The organism is Arthrobacter sp. ERGS1:01 (genome assembly GCF_001281315.1).
Taxonomy (GTDB): domain Bacteria; phylum Actinomycetota; class Actinomycetes; order Actinomycetales; family Micrococcaceae; genus Specibacter.
In genome coordinates this window covers 3,137,117-3,158,902 of record NZ_CP012479.1, presented here as the reverse complement: position 1 = coordinate 3,158,902, position 21,786 = coordinate 3,137,117, and the positions used below count along the sequence as shown (strand labels likewise).

At 57.7% G+C, this 21,786-nt stretch carries 22 protein-coding genes, 1 tRNA gene and 1 pseudogene; 12 read left to right on the top strand and 12 right to left on the bottom strand.

The window, feature by feature from the left end; all coding sequences use genetic code 11:
* Window positions 1-40: 40 nt before the first annotated feature.
* The 6 genes from galU to AL755_RS24170 all read left to right on the top strand — a co-directional run bounded on the left by galU (window position 41) and on the right by AL755_RS24170 (window position 4,661).
* Entirely contained in the window at window positions 41-943 is a 903-nt protein-coding gene (gene galU, locus AL755_RS18255; protein ID WP_054012219.1) for a UTP--glucose-1-phosphate uridylyltransferase GalU, read from the top strand.
* A gap of 5 nt (window positions 944-948) precedes the next feature.
* Window positions 949-1,563, top strand: a complete 615-nt coding sequence (locus AL755_RS18250) for a GNAT family N-acetyltransferase (protein WP_054012218.1) — start codon at window positions 949-951, stop codon at window positions 1,561-1,563.
* A 290-nt stretch (window positions 1,564-1,853) separates the two neighbouring features.
* A complete protein-coding gene (locus AL755_RS18245; RefSeq protein WP_150117172.1) occupies window positions 1,854-2,588 on the top strand; it encodes a hypothetical protein in 735 nt (244 codons plus the stop codon).
* A gap of 120 nt (window positions 2,589-2,708) precedes the next feature.
* On the top strand, window positions 2,709-3,506 hold the full coding sequence (locus AL755_RS18240) for an SDR family oxidoreductase (RefSeq protein WP_054012216.1): 798 nt from the start codon (window positions 2,709-2,711) through the stop codon (window positions 3,504-3,506).
* A 73-nt stretch (window positions 3,507-3,579) separates the two neighbouring features.
* Window positions 3,580-3,655 (top strand) — tRNA-Ala (locus tag AL755_RS18235).
* Window positions 3,656-4,256: 601 nt separating this feature from the next.
* On the top strand, window positions 4,257-4,661 hold the full coding sequence (locus tag AL755_RS24170) for a hypothetical protein (protein ID WP_237762544.1): 405 nt from the start codon (window positions 4,257-4,259) through the stop codon (window positions 4,659-4,661).
* Here the strand turns inward: AL755_RS24170 and AL755_RS24685 are convergent.
* The 9 genes and pseudogenes from AL755_RS24685 to AL755_RS18195 all read right to left on the bottom strand — a co-directional run.
* Window positions 4,581-5,375 (bottom strand): annotated as a pseudogene (locus AL755_RS24685) (recombinase family protein); the annotation flags it as partial. The gene AL755_RS24170 and the pseudogene AL755_RS24685 sit on opposite strands and share 81 nt — an antisense overlap.
* Before the next feature lie 224 nt (window positions 5,376-5,599).
* Window positions 5,600-6,205 (bottom strand): antirestriction protein ArdA, encoded by a 606-nt coding sequence (locus tag AL755_RS18225; RefSeq protein ID WP_054012214.1) that lies wholly within the window; start codon window positions 6,203-6,205, stop codon window positions 5,600-5,602.
* On the bottom strand, window positions 6,205-7,215 hold the full coding sequence (locus AL755_RS18220; RefSeq protein WP_054012213.1) for a replication-relaxation family protein: 1,011 nt from the start codon (window positions 7,213-7,215) through the stop codon (window positions 6,205-6,207). The genes AL755_RS18225 and AL755_RS18220 overlap by 1 nt, the downstream gene beginning before the upstream one ends.
* Complete coding sequence (locus AL755_RS18215; protein ID WP_160318929.1) at window positions 7,208-9,097, bottom strand: type IV secretory system conjugative DNA transfer family protein; 1,890 nt, start codon at window positions 9,095-9,097, stop codon at window positions 7,208-7,210. Before AL755_RS18215 ends, AL755_RS18220 begins: the two co-directional genes overlap by 8 nt.
* Before the next feature lie 262 nt (window positions 9,098-9,359).
* Window positions 9,360-9,563: a hypothetical protein gene (locus tag AL755_RS23325; protein ID WP_150117171.1), complete on the bottom strand. Its 204-nt coding sequence runs from the start codon at window positions 9,561-9,563 to the stop codon at window positions 9,360-9,362.
* A 60-nt stretch (window positions 9,564-9,623) separates the two neighbouring features.
* On the bottom strand, window positions 9,624-9,821 hold the full coding sequence (locus AL755_RS23320) for a hypothetical protein (protein WP_150117170.1): 198 nt from the start codon (window positions 9,819-9,821) through the stop codon (window positions 9,624-9,626).
* On the bottom strand, window positions 9,811-10,509 hold the full coding sequence (locus AL755_RS18205; RefSeq protein ID WP_202813534.1) for an MT-A70 family methyltransferase: 699 nt from the start codon (window positions 10,507-10,509) through the stop codon (window positions 9,811-9,813). Before AL755_RS18205 ends, AL755_RS23320 begins: the two co-directional genes overlap by 11 nt.
* 530 nt (window positions 10,510-11,039) lie before the next feature.
* Window positions 11,040-11,285: a hypothetical protein gene (locus tag AL755_RS18200; protein WP_150117169.1), complete on the bottom strand. Its 246-nt coding sequence runs from the start codon at window positions 11,283-11,285 to the stop codon at window positions 11,040-11,042.
* A 9-nt stretch (window positions 11,286-11,294) separates the two neighbouring features.
* A complete protein-coding gene (locus tag AL755_RS18195; RefSeq protein ID WP_054012209.1) occupies window positions 11,295-11,603 on the bottom strand; it encodes a hypothetical protein in 309 nt (102 codons plus the stop codon).
* A gap of 139 nt (window positions 11,604-11,742) precedes the next feature.
* Between AL755_RS18195 and AL755_RS23315 the strand changes: the two genes are divergently transcribed.
* The gene (locus AL755_RS23315; protein ID WP_150117168.1) at window positions 11,743-12,615 is read left to right on the top strand and encodes a hypothetical protein; all 873 of its coding nucleotides are present in this window, start codon (window positions 11,743-11,745) and stop codon (window positions 12,613-12,615) included.
* 276 nt (window positions 12,616-12,891) lie between these two features.
* Here the strand turns inward: AL755_RS23315 and AL755_RS23310 are convergent, their stop codons facing one another.
* The 3 genes from AL755_RS23310 to AL755_RS18190 all read right to left on the bottom strand — a co-directional run bounded on the left by AL755_RS23310 (window position 12,892) and on the right by AL755_RS18190 (window position 16,215).
* Window positions 12,892-13,638, bottom strand: a complete 747-nt coding sequence (locus AL755_RS23310; RefSeq protein ID WP_150117167.1) for a hypothetical protein — start codon at window positions 13,636-13,638, stop codon at window positions 12,892-12,894.
* On the bottom strand, window positions 13,635-14,936 hold the full coding sequence (locus AL755_RS22610) for an SIR2 family protein (protein WP_082369407.1): 1,302 nt from the start codon (window positions 14,934-14,936) through the stop codon (window positions 13,635-13,637). Before AL755_RS22610 ends, AL755_RS23310 begins: the two co-directional genes overlap by 4 nt.
* A 232-nt stretch (window positions 14,937-15,168) precedes the next feature.
* Entirely contained in the window at window positions 15,169-16,215 is a 1,047-nt protein-coding gene (locus tag AL755_RS18190; protein ID WP_202813532.1) for a hypothetical protein, read from the bottom strand.
* A 309-nt stretch (window positions 16,216-16,524) separates the two neighbouring features.
* On the opposite strand from AL755_RS18190, the gene AL755_RS18185 reads away from it, so the two are divergent.
* The 5 genes from AL755_RS18185 (at window position 16,525) to AL755_RS22985 (ending at window position 21,767) form a co-directional block, all read left to right on the top strand.
* On the top strand, window positions 16,525-16,767 hold the full coding sequence (locus AL755_RS18185) for a helix-turn-helix domain-containing protein (protein WP_054012208.1): 243 nt from the start codon (window positions 16,525-16,527) through the stop codon (window positions 16,765-16,767).
* Window positions 16,768-16,948: 181 nt separating this feature from the next.
* Window positions 16,949-17,230 carry a DUF3892 domain-containing protein gene (locus AL755_RS22605; protein ID WP_082369406.1) on the top strand — a complete coding sequence of 94 codons (282 nt, stop codon included), beginning with the start codon at window positions 16,949-16,951 and terminating at the stop codon, window positions 17,228-17,230.
* A gap of 204 nt (window positions 17,231-17,434) precedes the next feature.
* Window positions 17,435-18,826, top strand: a complete 1,392-nt coding sequence (locus AL755_RS22600) for an SIR2 family protein (RefSeq protein WP_082369405.1) — start codon at window positions 17,435-17,437, stop codon at window positions 18,824-18,826.
* Complete coding sequence (locus tag AL755_RS18170) at window positions 18,823-20,952, top strand: ATP-binding protein (protein ID WP_082369404.1); 2,130 nt, start codon at window positions 18,823-18,825, stop codon at window positions 20,950-20,952. The genes AL755_RS22600 and AL755_RS18170 overlap by 4 nt, the downstream gene beginning before the upstream one ends.
* A 446-nt stretch (window positions 20,953-21,398) precedes the next feature.
* Window positions 21,399-21,767, top strand: a complete 369-nt coding sequence (locus AL755_RS22985; protein WP_107503882.1) for a peptidase inhibitor family I36 protein — start codon at window positions 21,399-21,401, stop codon at window positions 21,765-21,767.
* Window positions 21,768-21,786 lie beyond the last annotated feature (19 nt).

The window sequence follows — 21,786 nt, the reverse complement described above, 5'->3', positions numbered from 1 at the left end:
CATCCCCGGGATATGTGTGCGAGTCGGTTAGCCTAGGAGCATGACTTCTGTACCACGTGTCCGTAAAGCCGTTATTCCTGCGGCCGGTTTGGGGACCCGTTTCCTGCCGGCCACCAAGGCCATGCCCAAGGAAATGCTTCCCGTTGTTGACAAGCCTGCCATCCAATATGTGGTGCAGGAAGCCGTCAGCGCCGGATTGACGGACGTTTTGATGATCACCGGGCGCAACAAGCGCGCCCTGGAAGACCACTTTGACCGCGTGCCCGTCACCGAGCAGCTGCTCGAGGCCAAGGGCGACGCCGAGCGTCTCGCCGCCGTCCAGCACGCGACCGACCTGGGTGAGATCCACTATGTGCGCCAGGGCGATCCCAAGGGCCTGGGCCACGCGGTGCTGCGCGCCAAGACCCACGTGGGCGACGAGCCCTTCGCCGTGTTGCTCGGCGATGACCTCATCGACGAGCGCGATGAGCTGCTGACCACCATGATCGACGTCCAGGCCCGCACCGGCGGCTCCGTGGTGGCGCTGATCGAGGTGCCCATGGACAAGATTTCCGCCTACGGCTGCGCCGACATGACGGTCATCGAAGGCGAAGACTACGTACGCGTCAACCAGCTGGTGGAAAAGCCGGCTGTGGAGGACGCTCCGTCCAACCTGGCCGTGATCGGCCGCTACGTGCTGCACCCGGCCGTTTTTGAAGTACTGGAGAACACCCCTCCGGGACGCGGCGACGAAATCCAGCTGACCGACGCCCTGCAGACCCTCGCCACCCGTGAAGGTGACGGCGGGGGCGTGTACGGCGTCGTGTTCCGCGGCCGCCGCTACGACACCGGTGACAAGCTCAGCTACCTGAAGGCGGTGGTGACCCTGGCCTGCGAGAGCGAAGATCTGGGCGCGGACCTGCGTGAATGGCTGGGCGAGTTCACCGCAGACCTGCAGAAGTAGGGCCCATGTGGGGCCAGGCCATTTGGCCGGTGACTCTGGAATCCGGTGACTTGATCCTGCGCCCCATCAAGCTTCGCGACAGGGCTGAATGGATGCGGGTGCGCTCCCGCAACGCCGCCTGGCTGCAACCGTGGGAGGCGTCCAACCCCGTGGGGCAGGGTGATCTGCCAACCTTTGGCGGCATGGTGCGGGCCCTGAATGGCCAGGCCCGTGACGCTACTGCGCTGCCGTTCGTCATCACCGAGCGCGTGCCCCACCAAGCCAAGCCCGCATTGGTGGGGCAGCTGACGGTTTCCTCGATCATGTGGGGCTCGGCCATGATGGCCACCCTGGGGTATTGGGTGGATCAGGGGCGGGCCGGGCGCGGCATTGCCCCGACCGCCGCGGCGATGGTGACGGACCACTGCTTCCAGACGTTGGGCCTGCACCGGATGGAGATCAACATCCGGCCCGAAAACGCCGCCAGCCTGCGTGTGGTGGAGAAACTTGGCTTCCGGGATGAGGGGCTGCGTCCCCGTTACCTGCACATCAACGGGGAGTGGGCCGATCATCGCAGCTTCGCGTTGACGGCCGAGGAGGTTCCGGGCGGAATTCTCCCCAGGTGGCTGGCAAACCGCTAACTGCAGGAAATCTGGTGTCACCTTGCGACACACCGGCAGTAATGCCAGTTGGGACATATTTCCCCTCTAGGGTTGAACCGTGGATGCGCCCAACGCGTAACCATGTTTTGGTGGTTGAAACGACTGCCACGCCGCAGCCGGCACGCCAAACCCAGCAGTTGCAGGAGACGTCAATGGAAAGCAGTACTTCCGACGCCCACACTCTCGTGGAGCCGGGACAGTCATCCGCCATGCCCGTTCACAGCCCTGCACCGTCTAATATCCGCTGGGGACGCACAACAATCGCGGTAGTGGGCCTTCTTGCCCTGCTGACGGCTGGTATTTCCGGGGCCTTGAACGTGTTCAACATTGGCTCCGCAGCGCTGACCTGGACCGCTTTGGTCCTGTTTGCCGCCGTCCTGGCCGGCCTGCGTTCCGTGGCTGTCCGCGACCAAAACCTTCGACGTGCCGCCTGGCAGGCTTCAGCCGAGGCGCGTGCGACGGCGAACGCCAGGTCCGCGGGTGCCTCCAGTGCCGCTCCGGCTCCCCGGGAAACCGTGCTGTTCGACGGCGCCGAGGGTGCCGAGCCTGCCCCGGTGCAAAAACCGCTGACCGCCGAGGAATTGCGTAACGCCGCTCTGCGTGTGGCCGCGAAGGGCACGGCTGACGCCATCCTGGCCCACACCCAGACTTTGGCCGAGGGTGAGCTTGACGGCGAGACCTGGGAACCCGTGGAGGTGCCCAAGCCGGGTTACGTCACGGCTGCCCGCGCAGCGTCAAAGGAAGCCCCGTTGGAGGTTCCCGAGGCGCCCAAATCCGCCGGGACCTCGATCAAGGCCGATCAGGCCGGTGTCGGGGTAGGACCGTCCGTTCCCGTTGTGGTGGAGGGTGGCAAGGCTGACGCCGATGCCGCTTCGGAAGACGCCGCCAAGGACACCAAGGACGCCGCCGAGTCCACGGAGAAGACTTCCGTTGCAGCCAAGCCCGGCAAGGCCGCACACGGGCTGACCAACCTGGACGTCGTGTTGCAGCGCCGCCGCGCATAGCTTTTTCCCAAGAATTTTCCATGGATGGCCGGACCTTCGGGTCCGGCCATTTTTGTGTCCGTTGGTGCCCGCGGTTTGTAGCATCTTTTGTTCTGGACTGGCCCGGGGTAGGGTCGGGGCATGGTTGTCATTGCTGTTGCCGGAGGGACGGGCACCGCTGGACGCGCGGTGGTGCAGGATGCCGTGGCACGCGGCTATTCGGTGCGGTCGCTGAGCCGGCACGTGCCCGTGGACGGCGACGCGAAAAGGGTCCATGGTGCCACCTACCTCGAGGCGGATTTCCGGACCGGACGTGGCGTAGCCGAGGCGCTGGCCGGCGTCGACGTTTTGGTCGAGACATTGGATGCCCGGACGGGATCCGCGTTGAAGGCGCTGCCGTCCACGAGCGTGGCGGTTTTGGCGGCGGCCTCGCACGCCGGCGTGTCCCGGTGTGTGCTGCTGACCATCGTCAACGCGGCCGAGTGCACCATGGGGTATTACCAGGTGCAGGCCGCACGGGCGCGCAGCTACGAGGCCTCGGGCATGGCCACCACGGTGGTTTACGCGACGCAGTTCCACAATCTGGTGGCCGGATTGTTTTCCGCAGGAGCCAAGGTCGGCTTGATCCCGGCGTTCAGCGGTGTGTCCTTCCAGCCGATTTCGACGTCGGATGTGGCGCGGGTGCTCGTTGACGAGGCCGTTGCGGGATTGGCCCCCGGGGCGCCGGAGCACCACTCGGTGCAGGCAGGCGGGCCTTCGGTGTGGACCATGAAGGTGCTGGCGGAGCAGTGGAAATCGGTGACGGGCCGGCGCGGCGTGGTGACCGCAGTGCGGCTGCCCGGAGCATTCGGCACGTTCCTGCGGGCGGGAAAGAACCTGGTGCCCGATGCGGCGGTGGGCGGCGTCGAATTTGGCGAATGGCTCCAAGACCGGCAGTAGCGCGCGTGTCAGTTTGGAATCTTGCCGGGGATGGGCATAATCTAGAAATCGTTGATGGTGTAACCACCATCACGGGGCTATGGCGCAGTTGGTAGCGCGCCTCGTTCGCATCGAGGAGGTCAGGAGTTCGAATCTCCTTAGCTCCACCATAGTGGCCGTATTCGAAACATCGGCGTTGTCGATGGCGTCGAGTAAGTCTTCTACGGACACGAAAAGGGAAGCACCGAGTCGGGTGGTTCCCTTTTTCGTCTCGCTGTGTGAGGCGTGGTGTGTCTGGGCTGTGGCGATGGCATCCTGGCGGCTTGAACCGCTTCGTAAGGCTCTGTAGCCGGCCTGTGCGGCAAGGAGTGTTGCCAAAGGCTCCGTCAGGTGAGGCGTCGGCACTTCGCCTTCTTCGACAAGGATTTTCACGAAGATGGACTGGTTGAGCTGCCGTCGTTCTTCGTCAGTGGCGCCCCTATAGAGGGCCTCTGGATCTTCTAACAGGTCCAGGTAGGTCTCGAGGTAGCGGGCGCCGGCTTCGAGGTTCGAGTCGATGCTCTCCAACTGCTCGCGGATGCGAGTGCGCTGACGTTCAATCTCCGTCAGTCGGGTACGTATCTTGTCCTTGGCGAGTGTGCCGTCGGCGGCAAGATCAATCAGGTTTTCCTCTTTGGCATCGCACTCCTGGAGGGTTGAGGCCAGCTGCTGCCGGAGCAGATGGTTGGCCATCTCTTTGGCCTTGAGAGCTTCACGAATACTTTTCCGGGCATGCGCGAGAAAGTCGGGGGCCAGCTGTATTTTGGCATATTCCTTGATGACCGCGTCTTCCAGCAGGGCAGTGCTGATATGGCTGGAGGAGCAGTCCTTGGATGTCCTGCCGGCACAGAAGAAGTAGAAGTATTCGGTGCCATTTCTGCCCACGGCCCGCTGGATGACCATCCGGTGGACGATGCCCCGTTTATGGCAGCTGTCGCAGTACAGCGTGCCTTTGAGGTAGTGGTGATAGATTCGGCGTCGTTCACCGGACACGCCGCGGCTGTCGAGGAGGTGCTGGACTTTTTCAAACAGCTCATCGGATACGAGGGCCTCGTGACGGCCGGGGTATTCGGCGCCGCCGAGGGTGACGACGCCGACGTAGTAGCGGTCGCGAAGCAGTCGGGAGAAGTACGTTGAAGCGATCGCCTTCGACGGGCGCCGGGCAGTTGCCTTGGTTGTCAGGCCGCGGTCTTCCATGGCCTCGGAGAGGTCAGCGAAGGTGTAGTTGCCGGTGGCATACAGCTCGAAGGCCTGGGCAACGAGGGGGCCGCGAATCTCATCGACGGCGACCGAGCGCACCTCGCGCCCTTCGAAGAATTCACGGACGTTGACGTAGCCAACAGGGGCTTTGCCGATGGTGCCGCCAGTTTTGGCCTTTTGGGCCATCTTGTATTTGATGTCGGCTCCATCCTCGGCTGAGCGGTATTCGTTGAAGGCGGCGAGCAGTCCATGCATCAGCTGGCCGACGGGGCTGGCATCGATGCTTTCGGTGGCGCTGATTAGGGTGACGCCGCGTTTCTTGAGGTCGGCCATGACGATGGCGTCGTCGGTGCGGTTGCGTGCGAAACGGGAGAGCTTGTAGACAACGATGTAGTCGACGTCGCGGTCGGCCCGGACCCGGCGCAGCATTTCTTGGAAGGCAACGCGCTTGGTCATTTCGGTGGCGCTGCGCCCGGGCTCGATGTACTCGGTGACGACGGTGAGGCCGAGTTGCTCGACTTTGCGTAGGCAGGACTCACGTTGGGCGGGGATGGAGATGCCCTCTGGGTCGTAGTCGGTGTTGACCTGGCCTTTGGACGAGACCCGCAGATAGAGGACGGCTCGTGAGCCAGCTGGCGCGCTGTCGTCCATGTGGGTGAAGTCCAGTGACTTGTCTTCATTGACGTGGATGATGTCGGCGATGGGTTCGTCGGCGGTGGCGTAGGCGCTGGTGATGGTGGGTGTAGTCATTTGTGTTCTCCGGTTAGGCAGCTCTGACTGTAGCTCTTCTTCGCCGGGATTGGAACGGTCAAAATTAGGTGCTTTCAAAGGGCCTCTTTTGACCCCCGTTGTCCTTAGCAGGCTGCTGTGGATAACTATCGGCTGAAGACATGGATGACCCCTTCTCTGGTTTCCAGAACCTCCCAGGCCTCGGTGTAGGCCCGCCAGATGGCCCGCCGATCGAAGTGGACGAGCCCTTCAATGCCTTGATCAGTAATAAAAGCGTTGAAGGCTTGCTGCCACCCCATGGATTCCAGAAATGCGTCAATGCATACTTCTGCGTTGATGAATGTGGCTTGGTAGCAGTCAGTGAATTCGTCCATGACATCCGGCCCAGCACCATGGGCCACGACGAACGCTGCGAACGCTTCACCTTTGAAGGCAATGCCTCGCCCGATCCGCGAAATCTCATCGAGATCTGTCCCTAAGTACAGGCCAAGGTCGTAAAACCCCCGATTGTCCTCGATGAACCAACCGGGCACACCCGGCTGGGCAGCCTTCAGATCGGGGGAGGCGGCCATCAGCTCCTCGATCTGTACTTGCAACATGTCGGCTTGCTGGTCGGCGCTGATCCAGGCAGAGTGGCGAACATTGTCCATATAGTCGGCAAGTGAGGTGACGTAGATGAAGGGGGTGCCTGGTGGCCAGTTCAGTCGTTCGGGGTCGGACTGCGGCGGGCGAATGTATTCTTGTTTCTCCATTAGTGGTGCCCTCCCGGTTTCGGTCCGTTCAGGGTGCCGCCGCCGGCGATCAGCCGCGTCAGATTGTCCAGCTCGATGATCCTGAATAGCTCGTTGTCGAGCGTTGCCGTGGCGGTGATGGCAGCCTCGATCTTGAGGCGTCGGGCTGCGTCCGGAACGACCCAGACGGTCAGTGGGAAGACCCCTGCTCGCTCTTGTTCAATGCCCCGGTCGTGGTAGAGCTGGACGGCGTGACACTTGCGCAGGACCGTTGGCAGATGCTCGGTGCCGCGGTCGACTTCGATCATCCAGTGATCCTCATAGTCGGGCGTTTGGGTCACGATGAAGAGGTCGGGTTTGAGGTGGGTCGCTTGGCCGTGGCGGTTTAAATACGGTCGCCAGCACTGCGGTTCCATTTGTGTCTGAACAATAGTGAAGGCGCCAGTTCGGTCGCCTTCGATTATTTCCAACCGTGTATCGGTTATGGCCAGGACATGGTCCAGGAATTGGGTGGAGGGCTGGTCGTAGCGGCGACGTTTACTGCTGACGTTCTTGAGGTCGCCGATGGCTTTCTCGCCGGTGTCGGTCACGGCCCAGATATATGCCCTGGAGCCGCCGTCGAAGCCGCCGACCCGCCGTTGCAGGCGCATGATCAGGGTATGGCTGTGGAGGCGGGCGAGGACTCGGACAGCGGCGCGTGCTGCGGCAATGCTGCTTTTGTGGCTGTAGAAGTAGAGCCGTTGGATTTGGGTGGTGGTGAGGTAGCGGTGGGCAGCTAGGCCGAGCAGGATACTTCGGTCGCGTTCGGTGAGGTGGGCCAGGATTTGCTGGCGTTGGTGCTTTCCGGTCCGGGTTGAGCTGGCATCTGTCCTCCCAAAGGGAGGATCAGTCCCTAGCTGTAACGTCGGATCGGGCGCGGACTTCGGGGCCTGTTCGACCACCGTCACAGACGCGGTCGGATGGGCGGCCGGACTATCGTCCGTAGACTCCTCAGTCTCCGAGTGGTCGTCGTCAAGTTCAATTTCATTCATCGTCCATCCTCCTTTTTCTGCCGACGGGTGAGGTTGTCGGCGGTTGCGTTAATGGTTTTTCGTATGAGGGTGACGCGGCAGCGCTGGCTGGTGGCGGCTTGGTTTCCTCTGGTCCATAGAGGGCTCGACTTCGACGCCGGATGGCATCCGGATCACTAATCTTGATCGGTGGCGGCAGCGTCCTGCCCGAGGCCCAGCCGGACGGCTGCCCGGCTGCCACCAGATTGCAGTAGATCTCGTACTGCCCGAGAGACTGGAAATCCACCGGCTCCAGCTCAGGCGCCATAGCAGCCATGGCTCTCGCGTCATCAACCTCAAGGGTGAAAGCGACCTTGCTGCGGGCATTGTTGTCGATGGCCGCTGCCATGGAAACCGACAGTTGTTTGCGATACTGGTGGGCCAGCTGCCAGCCAACACCCATTGATCGGGACTGAGCCAAGGCATCGGTCAGATCACCGATCTTCAAATAGTCCTGGACTTCGTCAACAGTGATGATCACTGGCATTCGCTGGCTGGCCGGCACGGCCGCCCGGGCCAGGATGCACTGCCATAGTTCAGCTACCAAAAGCGACCCGAGCAGGGCTGCTGATTCGGCCCCGACAAGTCCCTTGTTCAGGGGCACGAGAAGAATGCGCGATTTGGTAAAGACGTCGTTGATGCGGAATCGCGGAGCGGCTTGGGACAGGATGCGGTTTAGTTGCGGGCGCAACAGGAAGACGCGCAGCTTGTTGAGCAGTGGTGCCGTGGTTGACGCCTGGGCTTCTGGTCGGAGTCCGTCGTACCATGCCCAAAATCCGGCGAGGACGGCATCGTCAGCCTGTGCGGCCGTGAGCGGGCGTCGGTAGGCTGGGTCGCTGAGGAGCTGCGGTATGTCGGCCAAGGTGTGGTGGCCGGCCCGCACCAGCGTTAACAAGGAGGCGTGCAGGATGTCCTGGCTGCGGGGACCAATGCCGTCGAAGATGTCTTTGATGGCGGCCAGAATGCCGTCAACAACAACATCGGGGTTTCGCCCCGAGCTGTCCAGCGGGTTGAAGCCGACCGGCGCCTCGTCGCTGACATCAAGAACGACGACGTCTTCGCGGCGGTCTTCTGGCACGCGGGCCAGGATGTCATCGATGAGATCATGCTTGGGGTCAATGACGCAGACCGATCGGCCGGCAAACATATCGCCCACGATGGTGTTGAGCAGGGCCGTTGACTTACCGCTGCCGGTTGGCCCAATAAATACGCAGTGCCGAAGAGCATCGTCCGGTCCGATGCCCAGATGCCGCCGTGGCCCGGGAGCGGTCGCTTGGGCAAAGATTCGCTGCTTGGAATCGACGGCCGGAGAGGCCGGCAGGTGGCGAGGGTGAAGTGGTGGCAGTCCCGGCAGGTCGCTGCTGCCGAGTGGTGGTGCCAGAACAACGCCGAGTTCGTCGACGCTGAGTCGTAGCGGCCAGAACAGGCGCGGCGCTCTGGCGAGGTTGAGGTTCACCGCCCGATCCGGCACCAAGGTTGCCCTGAGGCCCGGGCCTTCGATAGTGGCAATGGCGCCCAGTAGTCCCAGCGCAAGCGACTGCCGTTTGGCCGGCGTCTCTGCGGTCACACCGATTCTAACGACCGCGTCACTGGCGTGTTGATTGGCCTTGGCCGTGAGGCGGGCGGCAACGTTTCGTGGCGCTGGCCGTCGGCCGACGGTCAGGAGGTTCCACCACGGCGCCAGTGGGTTGTCCTGGTTATCTGACAGGGTGGGGCTGTAGCCGGCGCCGATGACCACTTGCATTACCAGCTGGTCATCGGCGAAACGAGCGGCCGACAGGGCAGCCAGCATTGTTCTGGCCACGGTTTCGGCATCGCCGATGTGGGCGGCCAGCGAGGTGGGGGACAAGCGCAGACTGGCCACTTTGGTAACCGATGGTCTGGTCCCTGTTGACGTGAGCACAACGCCGGGCAAAAGTTGACGGAGCTCGTAGGCGAATCTCCGCGCCTGTTCCGGATTTGTCCCAACAAAATACTGGATCACGCCATGGTGAGCCCGGACTTCCCAGACCACGTGACCGTGAAGGCGGTTGGATGCCAGGAAGCGGGCCAAGGTTGTGACTGCCGCGGGGAGGAGCGGGCGGGGCCAGTGAAGTTGACGCCAGACCAACGTGGATACGGCCGGGCTACTCATGGGGCGCCTCCTGCCGGGCTTTCCGGTCGGCTTCTCGCCGCTCTTCTTGGGCCTGCTTCTCCTGGGCGGCTTGGCGCAGGGCCATATCGAGGAGTGCAGTGGTCAGCCGTTCCAGGTCGGGCGGATCTTGGCGAATGCTGCGCACCCGCAGCCGTCTTTCGGGCTTGGTGCTTCTTCGTCGTGATTGCTTTCCCATTGCTGATCCTCCTCCCGTTGTAAAAGTGATGATTCGTCTTCCCGGCAATTGCCCGGCGGCCTACCAGCGTCTTCGCCACAGCCGCCACCAGTTGACAATGCCGGTGACGGCTACGGCGACGACCGCGATGATGACCAGCCCGAGCCAGACTTGGGCGAACAGGCACAAGGCCCAATTCAGGGCGAGTGCCGCGCCGAGGAGAAGCAGTGCCCCGTCAAATAGCCAGCGCATTGGGCTGCGTGCAGGCTTATCTGCCATGGCGGATCCCCTCTTTCTCTGCCGTCGTCGGTCGCATGGCGTCTGAGGGAACGGGGTAGCCAGGGATGCTGATCTGGCTGTCGATTTCATTGCCCCAAGCGTCCCAACCTGGCTGGTGGCGGCGGGCGAACAGTTCCAGCCGGGGGCCGTCACACAGGCGCTCGATCGGGGCGTAGAACTCCTCCGGTTTATGTGAGTGGTCTTGGACCGGCGCGAACATCCACGTCGGCTGACTGCGGTAGTTCGGCTTCACATGTCCCCTCGTGCCGACCAACAGGTGTTCTGAGGCGTGCCGCAGATAATTACCGAGACCGAACTTAGGTTTGATCCAGGTGAAGGGCACGCGCGGCGTGAAGCCCCACGTTTCCAGGACGTCATAGCCGGCCCGCAGGGTACCGTTGGTGACCCACAGGAAACACCAGCTATCCGGTGCGGCAAGGGACGCGACAGGCATGGCCTTGATCCGCTCAAGCGTCATCAGGTCGTAGTGGCGCTCGGCGCCAAGCTTGCCCTTCTGATCGACGTCCCACGGTGGATCGGCCAGGATGCAGGAATATGTACTCTGGACGGTTGGGCCGCCAGGCATGGCCGGTACGGGGCCGCGGTCTGCCGTGGGGGAGGGATGCAGGTCCGGATAGGCAACAGTAGTTGCGTCGCTGGACTTGTCCTTTTGGTGCTGGGTATCCATTGCTGAGTGCTCCTTTCTGAGCTGTTTTGGGCGCGAGAGGCTGCGAGATGACCTTCATTTGGTGGGGATTTGGCAGCGTTAGCGCGATGCTCTGTCTGTACTAAAAACCAAGTGAACGGTTTCGTAAATCGTCCAATCGCTGCCAATCGTTACCGATCCGACAGGGCGACCGGACGGCCGCTAACAGAGGTCGAAATGATCTTGTGAGCGGCGACTTTCACAACGGAAAATGTGATGTGGAATGAACAACATCCACTTTGGCTCCATGCCTGATGGCCACGCTGGTGGTCGGCACGTAATGACCGATTTTGATCAGTCTCGGCGGATATGGCGTATCTGCCGGACAGCACGCTCGTAGGCAACCCGAAGACGTGCAGTTGCAGCTTCGGCTTCACGCTCAACCCTTTGAATGCTGTCGAGCCGCGACTCATTGGGCCTGTCACGGTCCAGGGCGGAACGTGCCCAAGAAACGAACCCAGAAACGGCGACGATACCGACGGCGGTAACCAATATGTGCAAGCAGAACATGGCTAGCCTGTCACCTTCGGCCATGCTTCGACCGCAGCCAAGGTGAGGCTTGCGAGCTGCTGAGCGGTCACCCTCAAATGGCGGGCGGCAGCCGGCGCTGTCACCTCGATACGAGCGGCATGAGCCTCCAGATCATCGACCAGCGTCGTCACGCCGCTGATAAGCAAGCGGACGGCATCCTCGTTCTGCGTGTCGAGTTTGTCCGAAGGCGAGCGGGGCTTGAGTCGGCGAGGGAAGATCGATTCCATGGTGATCACCTACCGTTGAAACCGGCGGACTTCCAGCGCCGCATACTCGGCAAAGGAATCCGCAATGTAGTTCAGGCGTTCTGCCGTCCGAGGGTCGCCGTCGGACAGGAACTGGGCCTCGCGGCTGAGCATGGCCGAAAGCTGAATACCGGTCGCGGCGACAAATCCGGCCGACTGGACACGGGCTGCGGTGACGAGTCCATTGGCAATCTCGTTGTTCTGGCGGCGCTGCAAGCCCTTGGCTTCGGGACGAGTAAAGCCACCAGGTGCGGAGAAAGGTGATGCGTCGCCTCCGGGGCGACGAATAAGGTCAGACATGATCTTGGTCCATTCCGTTGAAGTTGTCGTGTTTCCCAAAGCGGTTGCTGTGCCGTTTCGGGGCTTGATACAAGTCTGTTCGGAGGGGGTGGACAGAAAGGGGGTATCGTTTCGGACAAAAGTCGGGTAATTGTTGGCTATGAACGCATCTGCCATTCCAGACGTCCAAGAACTGCTCGCTGACTTGGTCGTTCTTGGGCAACATGGGATCTCGCCAAGCCGGATTCCTGACGTTCCTAGCCTGAGTTCGCTCGCCATTGTGCAAACCGAGGTTCGAGGACCGGCCAAGGCTGACCTAGCGATTGGCATGATGGCAGTGCTAAAGGAAGCAGCGGCTGAGCTGGGTGAGGGACCCACAGGTGAAGCCGTCCGGCTGTACTTGGGACTTGTCCCTCGAACCCGCGGACAGCGGCAGCGTGACCGCAGGGACGCTGCCGCAGATGCCATGGGCATAGACCGAGAAACATGGCGAAAGCACTGGGAACGATCCGCGCTTGAAGAGTTGGCGGCTGAAATTTATCGATTCGAGCAGGATCGGCGTATTCGCGTCAGAGTCAGGCCTCGACGACGTCCCGACGGCGCAATTCTCAATGACTTTGCCGCGGCTGGTGGAAAATCACTGGACAAGCGTGAAGCTGAGGCTCGCTTGTTCTCAACGGCCTACGCCCTGCGCGCAGACTTGCTGGCGAGCGAACGGGCCAGCAGCGACGGGCAGACAACTCGAGCCGAAGAATTTGCCGCGACAGCACTCTGGCGCTACGCAGTCCTGGCGGAAGCTTTGGCCAGATATGTAACCGACTACGGTCAGGCGATGGTGATGGTCGGCAATGAAGTCACACTCGATGAGATCACAAGCCTTCTCGGATACCGGGCGCCTTTTACAGATGAACAGGTTACTTGGCTCCGGCTACAACTAGCGGCTACCAATAACTTCAATGGCTCAAGAGAAAAATTTCTTGATCGTATAAGAAGTAGTGATGTCATGAACCTCTGGCAAAGTAATATAATATAGCTAAGTGTGACGAATAAATTAAAGTCGACTGGTAATCGAAATAAATTTGGCATCCAGGAATTGGGCAAATTAATAACTGCAGGACAGAGGCGCGATATGGATGGTCAGGGCAGCTGTTCGTTGTGGTTGCATGTGATCGGAATAACCAATCGGAATTAAAGCACAAAAATTCGCTAACTTTAGATACTCAGTTCCAAGTTAGCGAATTATCAATGATTATCAAAACAAGCTAATCAAAAAAACAAATTAGGCATTCTTCACTCCGACCTAATTAGGTCAGGAATCTAACGTTGCCTCAAGTAGATACTCTGTTTCCAGAGCGTTCTCTCGGTCATTAATGTCAGCAGCGTCTTTAGCGATTTCTTCCAGTCGCTTGATTCGTCGCCCACGTTCTAAGACCGCGACTGACGTACCACCGAGCTCTTTTGCCAAAACTGACTCATCTCCTTGCTGTCGAGAACCTGCCTCTTCAGTGGATACTAGCTCTTTAGAGGATACCACTGAGGCTAATGTTACACTATCTAATTCCTCATGTTGCCTTTCACTGTTTGATTCTCTATCAAAATTTGGACCAATCATTGTGGTTTTCCCATTTAGTTCAATGTGCGAATTATAGCAGAGGGGTGAAGTGGAGTCAAGGGTTCGGCGCAGGACGGACCGTCCAACTGCGACCAATGTAGTCTTTAGTTTATCGATCTCTGAAAGATCGAGGCTATGGAACCTATAGTCCAGTTTTGCTTCTTCAATTCCTGCAAGTGTGATAACACCAACGGGAACATTTCCGGTGTATGACTTGCCGTCGTATTCCTTTTTGATATTCAACAATATTGGAACGGAGAAGAAGGATCTCCATCTTGAAGCTGGACGTCCACCGAGTCCAAGGTCCGATAGGTCTTGTAGTAGAGGGCGGCCTTGAAGGAAGGTCACTACAGAGGCATTTGAAGACTCTGTTGAAATTGGCTCCTTTCTGAGTAGGTCATCGTCCACGAGAAGAGGTCCGGTAGAGTTTGCAAATAGTGTCAAGGTCCGGTTGCTTGATCCAGGTTTAATTCGAACCCAGATTTCCAATCTAAGGAATGAATTTTCATTTTCCTTTTGGGGCAAAATTTCCGAAATTTGATTTTGAGTGCATCTTGAAGAATTTGATGAGCTTCTTCCGGATTGGGTCTATTAGTTTCCCACTCGGTTTGCCATTGAAAAAGACGTTGCTCGTAAGAGATTCCAATATTGTCTCGATATTCTCGATTGGTTCTTCTGCCGTGAAGAACCAGGGCTAGGTTCAATTCTTCGATAAATTGTGCAGTTTGGGAATGTGACATAGGATGGAGAATGTGAATACCTAAATGTTTTCCACGGTACCCAAGTAACCGATCGACGTCATCTTGAGTTATTCTTTCGATCGCATCTTTAATTGAAAAATTGCAGTCGTAGTTTAGAGGATCAAGCGTGGTTGTCGGATGTACCAACGCAAATCGGTTTTGTTTGGTTGCGTCTTTTGTTTTAGTTAAAGCAAGGGCTTCAACAAGCGGACCATCCGTAAGGCTGGCGCCCGCTACAAGCAATGACTTACCGTCGATATATTCCTTTATCTTGTCGGTAATTGTATTACGGGAGATCGAATAGCTGTTCTCGTCTAGAACAACTGTCCCTTCAGTGGCGGTACCTGGGCGACCAACTCTGCCGTGGAGGTATACGATTCGGACTATTGATTTGGTCTTGACGGCGTCCTGGATTTTACGTGGAGTCCATGTTGAATTGGAGGGCAATTTTGGAGAAATTAGCCTCTCTAGTCCTGGGTATCGAACAGTGACGCCGGCTTGATTGGCCTTATCACTCATTTCTTTACACACTCGAATAAATTCTTCTTCGATGTAAACATCATAATTTGTCGTTAGGATCGTCACACTTTTCTTGTACATTGCTGCTACAATTGCAAGCCGTACTAGGTTGCTAAGTAAGTTTCCTTCACTCCAGCCATTTTCTTCATAAAGAATTTGTTGGAGTTTTGAAGTAAGATACTCATTTGTATCTGTAGCGCCATTTTCTGTGAAATACTCCGTGAGGATCGAAGCGCGCTGCTCCTCGTCTTTGAGGTTTTTGAGTAGGAAATCGATAGCCTTGTGATCTCGTTCGCGGTTTTTCCGTCCGTGATCTTTGGATTCCTTGAATAGTTCGCTGAGGAGCTGTGACCAGGAGAGCCCTGTTCTATCGATGCTCACACCTGCACCACAATAGAAGACAAGATCATCTGCGCTCGAAAGTGAGGTAAGCGCGCCGAGCACAGCCTCACTTCGGAGGAAGAACTGTATATGTCCCGTCATGTGGAATCCCCTTGTCTATGGCGGCGGGAAATTCCATTCCCAAGTTGTGAGCTTGATCATAGCGGTTGTCGAGCGCATTTGGCGGCTTCTTCTACTTCGGTAGTTTCGAGCCAGGTTTTTGACCGTTTGTCTCGTCAAAGTGTGGGCGAATCAACGCGTTTTTCGTCGGGCTGATGACGGTACTTTCAGTCAGATTGTTACGGGCTCGTTCTTAGGTCGGCCAAGCGGAAAGCTATTGCTGCTCATCACTAAGGACCCACACAAACGCGATCCCGGTTCGTGGAAAGACCCATCCGTCGAAGTCGACACTGACAGTTTTGCCCGGCACGGATAGAGGAGTCCGCTCCACTCGCGCCTGTTTGCTACTGGCGATCAGATCGAGGACCTTGACCTGGCTTACGTCTGTGTTGCTATAGTCCAGTGTCACGCTCAGGCCCTTCGTTGGTTGCACAATATCGAAATGAAGTAGATGACCTGACTGCGCCGTCACGGTCCGGTAGGTGAATGAAATGCGCACTGGCTTCGCAGCCTCGACGACTTCGCGACCGAGTCTCACCGTGTAGGTCTGCCCGCTTTTGCGTGCAGTCCGACGGATGGCGCGCTGGTCGCCGTCCACGGCGTAATGAACGAGCTCGTACGATTCCTTGTCTGCGGCATCGAACCCGGAAGCCGGTGTCATGAACCAGACAAGGGTCGCAGGGATGTCTGTCAGCAGGTCGCGGAACTCTTCTTTGTCTGAGACGCAGGCAAAACGCTGAGTCTCGTGGGTCGGTACGACGGTGTACTCCCATTTCACCGTAACGACGAATCGAGGAACGCCAACGGCGTTCCTCTCACCTATAGGTGAGAGGCGAATTTGCACGTCAACGTCGTGCCAGCGCTCAGGGGCACGAATGGCCTGATCGCGGATGTCAGCGTAGACCTCCTCGGCAAAGGTGCGGTCACCGAGCCGCAGCGCCAGAACATTGCCGGCGATGCTGTCGAGCAGCTCGGGCGTGGCCACGCGCTTCAGGTCGTCGCTCTCGACGGCGAAGCCACGAACTACGGCATCACGGAAATCTGGGGCGGCTTCCGTCAGTAGCCGTCGAATGCGTTCGTCTTCGCGACCTTCTTTGTCCTTGCCGTCAAAGTAGTCCCAGGCAATGCCAAAGAGACCGGCGGCAAAGAGTGTGCCGCCGATCTCTGAGAGTGGCAAGAAATTCAGCCAAGGTGCGATGTCACGGCTGTGGAGCGCCACCACCTGCAGGCCGAGGCCGAGACCCAAGGACAGCAAAGCCACGATGGTGACTTTGAGACGATAGATCCGTTGTAGTGGGCTTGGCCGCATAGCTGGCGTTCATTATGAAGTATGAGCGCCTTTTTGAGAAGGCCATGTGGAAAAGTCGCTGGGTCGTGGTCTGCGCAGACCGTCCAACGCTTTCCAGAATGCCACTGTTTTGCCTGTAGATAAACCCGTCGCCGCCGCTCATGTACGCCACCTCTTCACAATTTCGTTCCGCCTGATGGAGGGCAAATTCAGGGTGAATCAGCCCTCATCAAAACCATATCCGATCTTGGGATATTAAGTAAGGCCGGATGGACTGACCATGTGGACAAATCAATCTATAGCGAGGAATACCGGGAGTTCCGTGAACTCCTGAAGCATCTTCGTCTGGAGGCGGGCGTCCGCCAGATTGACTTGGCAGAAAAGCTGGGTGTCCAACAGTCTTTCGTCAGCAAGTATGAGAGCGGTGAGCGGCGCTTGGATGTCATTGAAACAGCCCGGATCGCCGGCGCCCTCGGGACCAGCCTCCAGAAGATCGTGCAGCAACTGGACCAAACTCACCAGTAGGGTGGCGGATGTGCGGGCCCAATTGCGGTTTTTGATCTGGTAAGCCTAGTAGCGATCGTCGATTGGTTACGGCCGTTCAGCGGCCACCGTGCGAGAATGTCAGACCCTCCTGTCATGGTTGGTCGTAAGCGGAATCAACGCTGAGCAACTTGCCCAGCACCGCTCGGCTGAAGGGGTCCTCGTGGCTATTCAGATTACCCACGTCCGGCTTGCTGCAAACGGCACCGGGCACGATTCCATCACGCGCTACAAGTGGCGTAACGAAAGCACGGGAAAGACTGGAGATAGCGACAAGCCCACCATGGTCACGTGGGTCGATACGGCTGGCAATTCGGCCTATGTCAGCAACGGTTTGTCTCGGGTAGCCGTGGGTGTGTACCGGCCCCAAAACGGTTCACCGTACCTCAAGACAAATGCCAATGGCGTCTGGACGGATAACCTTCTGGCGCTGCCCCGTTTCTAATCTCGAACCCCTCGTACGGGACGCCCGGCGTGGCTTCATGTCGCGCCCTTGGAGTTATAGCGCATGGTCACTGCAGCGCAGTGGTCGATGATCGTTGCCAAGGTTAATGGTGGGCTCCGGTCAGGTACGGTTGAGGTGACTGACATACATGACCTGTGATTTAACATCTTTGATATCGCAAGGCGGAAACTGGGGGGAGTCTAGATGACTAACGATGAGGGTGGGACAGTTACTCTCGAAGATGGCGGTGCTGGGCTTTTCGTTATCGGGGGCGTAGTGAAATCGCGAGTAGCTGATGGGGACCGACAAGTCGTGATCGACCATTTGGCATCGCTGCTGCAAGTGCATAATTTAGTCGTTCTCGTTGGCGCCGGAGCGTCCTTTCATTTAGGTTCACCTAAGATCAGGGAACTCTCAAATGTTTCGGTTGAAATACTCATTCGGGATGCGGGTGGAGTTGTCACTGCTACTGACAGAGCAATCCTGGTACGTCTGAATCCGGCCGACAAGGGGGACCTCGAGACACTTCTCAATGCGCTCCAACTTGCCAGCGCCTTTGCTTCGCATGCAGGACTCTCGTCTGTCTCCTTTGGCGAAGAACAACTTGCCTCGTCATTTGCCATTGAGGACATCCGGTCGCTCCGGCTAAAGATCAACTCTGCGCTTGCGTTTGCCTGCAGGCTGCCGGATGAGGAGTCTTCGAAGGAGGATCCTTTTGCTGCCCACAGGACCTTTTTCTCTAAAATCGTGCGCGGTCGACGTTCAAACCTGCCTCGGCCCAAGGTATTCACAACTAACTATGACCTAGTCATTGAGCGTTCACTTGATGAACTTGGATATCCATATATTGACGGATTCAGTGGAACGGTCAACCGAAAGCTCAATCTGGCTTACTACGGGTTGGATTTCCATCGAGTCGAAACCACTTCTCAGCAGGTAGTCGCACGTGCGGACAATGCCCTCTACCTTCACAAAATTCACGGTAGCCTCAACTGGCGCTCAACTACCGGGAAGGACCCCGCAAGCGGTATCGAGACGTTGGAAGTAGTTCAAGTTGGCGAGGACGAGTCCAGCGAGGGGTCTGTCCTTATCTATCCCACCTCTGCGAAAGAGGGAGACACGCTTGCCTACCCGTACTCCGACCTCATGCGCCTGCTCGGTGATGCCGTCCAGCAACCTGACACCGCAATAATCAGTGTCGGATACGGATACTGGGATCCCCATATCAACAGGATCCTACTGCGTGCCCTCGGAATGAACCCTGGAATGGGCGTCCTCGTCGTCGATCCGGTGGCTGTGATGGAACCTGACACCTTGGTAGAGGTCATCTCCGATCCAGAGGTGGTGGGGAAACGACTATGTGATATTGCATCTCTCAAAAGCACTCCTATTGCCTCGCTGGCGTCGGGGCAGGATTCCAGGATTGCCGTCCTAACAGGAGCAAGTGGGGAGTTCACTAAATTCGCTGATCTATTGCCTGACTCACTGGTCAGTGGCAATTTTTCGGCGCCGGCGGCCGTGAACCAGTTAATCGAGTCGTTGAGCATGGTTTGGAATGCCACGGGTAGTACTGACGTCGCAGGACCGTCAGTATGAACGAATTTGGTGTCATTGGTCGGGTAACGTCAGTGGCGAGTACGATGCTTCGAGTCGATCTGGACGTCGGCGCAAAAGGGTTCACAAAAGTTGGACCGGATGGGCTTCACACTGTTGGGGTGGTTAACTCCTACATAACGGTTCCAGCGGGGACTCATCGGGTTGTTGCAATTGTCACTGGTGTGCATATTAACCCTCGCAAGTTGCCTCAGGAAAGCCGGGGTCTTCTAAGTGAAGACGACCAGAGTTCCTACGAACTTGAGACTTCAATCGTTGGACGATTCGAAGGTGTGGCATTCAAATCTGGCTTGACGGCCTATCCGGCACTACATGCCCCTGTACGGGTTGCTACACCAGACGAAGTGAGAAGCATTTTTGTTCCTCATGATGTGCCCGTCGTCCGTTTGGGATCGTCCGCAATCGCGAGTGAGCAGGATGTCTTCCTAGACGCGAACCTCCTTCTGGGCCACCATTGCGCAATAGTCGGATCCACAGGGTCGGGAAAATCTTGTACGGTAACGGCTGTCTTGGATGGGCTGCTCGAGAATCAAATACCAAACGGTCATGTCGTCATCTTTGACATCAACGGTGAGTATGCGCAGTCGTTCGCCCCGGAAACTGCCAGGGGCAAGCGAACCCGCTCTCTTGTTCTGGGCCCCAAGCCGGGGCCTGAAAGCGGACTCTTTTTACCGCATTGGTTCATGAACAATGAAGAGCACCTGGCGCTCTTTCGTGCCGGTGAGGGCGTGCAAGCGCCTGTTCTCCAGCGCGCCGTGGCCGACGCGCGCATGACTTCGAGCTCAACGAATGTAGAAGTCATGCGCCTTCAAACGCTTCAGAGTTCGATGTTGTTGATCGAGCAGATATTTGGTGACCCAAAGAATTCGGAGCGTCCCGCATTCAAGCAGATTCAGGGAATGAGCGAACTGATTCACCATCAAGCTCTCCCAGATACGCCAGCTGCCGCGTCGATACAATGGTCGACTATGGCGGGTCTAATCGATGCGTCAATCAAGGACGCCAACCTCCAGGATGTACAGTGGTCGCTCCTTTCCGCGGTTCAGAAGGACATTTTAGGGCGCCTGTTCATCGAGCTGAGACATCAAATCTTAGAAGCTTTTGGCGCTTTGGGGATCGGGAGCTCGGAGGCGGGAGCAGACTTTGACGCCCCGGTCTACTACTCTCTTCAGCAACTCTGCGACTTCTTCTTGCCGAACAGGATCAAACTAGAACAAGCCAACGACAACAAGGTGGGAGGGTACGTAGCGACGCTTCAAATGCGGCTTAGCCGGCTACTGGCGGATGGTCGCTATGACTTCATTACTCGTGTTGAGCAGCACGAAGACCCTCTTGGCAGTTACTTGAAAGCGCTGATGGGAGCTAACCCGTTGGACAAAGATGCTGGTGGGTTGCCGTGGCCTGGCGCTGATAACTTCCATAGTCAGTCGTCTGAACACGGTAGTGGCCCCTCAGTGACGATTTTTGACCTCAGCCTGATTGCAAGTGACGTTCTCGAAAACGTGACTTCGTTGTTAGGCAGACTGATCTTCGATTTCGCCGTTCGAAGCGAACCGCGAGCCGCCCATCCTATTCTTCTCGTGCTTGAGGAGGCTCATCGGTTTATACCTTCAAGGCGGGATCAAAATGGAGTGGGCTCGCGCTCAACTGCGGTCTTTGAAAGGATCGCGAAGGAAGGCCGGAAGTTTGGTGTGTCGCTTCTGTTGGCAAGTCAGAGGCCGAGTGAGTTGAGCGAAACTGTCGTTGCTCAGTGTGGCACCGTGATTGCTCATCGCCTGACGCACGAAGCGGATCAGAATCTGCTTCGTCATGCGACTGCGCTGAGTTCTCGCGCTCTGCTTGATCAGTTGCCTAGCCTTGCTCAGCAGCACGCTCTTGTGACAGGAGTTAGCACAGGGGTACCAGTTGCTGTCAAGATTCGGAGTGTACTGGACCCACCAAAGAGCAATGACCCGGATTTCATGTCAATTTGGGGAGACGCTACTCAGCTCGAAAGATTGTCCGACCATATCGACAAGATGGTGTCGGTCTGGCAAGGTCAGCCAACTTCATGGGACGCAGATTCGGCTAAACCCGGAGAATCAGTGGCGGGGAGGGGCGAAGGCTGATCTTCCACTCTAGAGACGAAGCGCCCGTGCATTGTCGAAATCTCGAGGGGTCCGCCCCGGTTCTTTGACAGGGAGTCAACTAAACCGGGGGAGACCCGCACGCTTGATGGAAGAGCTGGGGTAGCTGAGCCCTTTGAGTACGCCCGTGATATGCCCGAAAGCTTCTCTTTGATTTAGGTTGATGACAACACGCGTCTCTGGCGGACTCGCAATTCGAAAGCTCATGGGCGCAGCGTGATATAGGGATAGAACAGCGGACCGCACAACTTTGCAAAGTAGACGGCCGCGAGGGTCAAACACAAATGGTGACAACCATGTCACGGTCTTTGACATTCGATACATCGCCTACTACAGTTCACGTGAGGTCAGTCACTCGCTGAACTCTATTGACTCATGGTCAATGGTCGTAATTATGATCCCGACCTGGTCGGGAATTGGGGGAAATTATGAAGAAGATTATCAGTGCTGGTGTCGTGGCATTGGTTTTGGCCGGTGGGGGTGTGGCTGCTGCAGCACCTGCAAATGCCGCGGACCTTGGCGCATGCAAAAGTTCGACAGTATGCGTCTACGACGGAGACCAGTACAAGGGGGCAAATCTTCCCCTGTCAGGCTATACGTCATATTCGACGCTCGGCCTGTTGACAGACAAGGTTACCTCGTGGCGAAATGCCTGTAATGCACAAGCATTTTATCTCGGTGATACGATCCAAGGCGCCCGGACGATCCTTCAGGTATTGTCCGCAGGTTGGTCGGAACCCAACGTGGGCACCGCTAGGAATGACAAGGCAGATTTTGTTGCATGGGCTAATAGCTAGGCAATACAGGTCTTAGGAG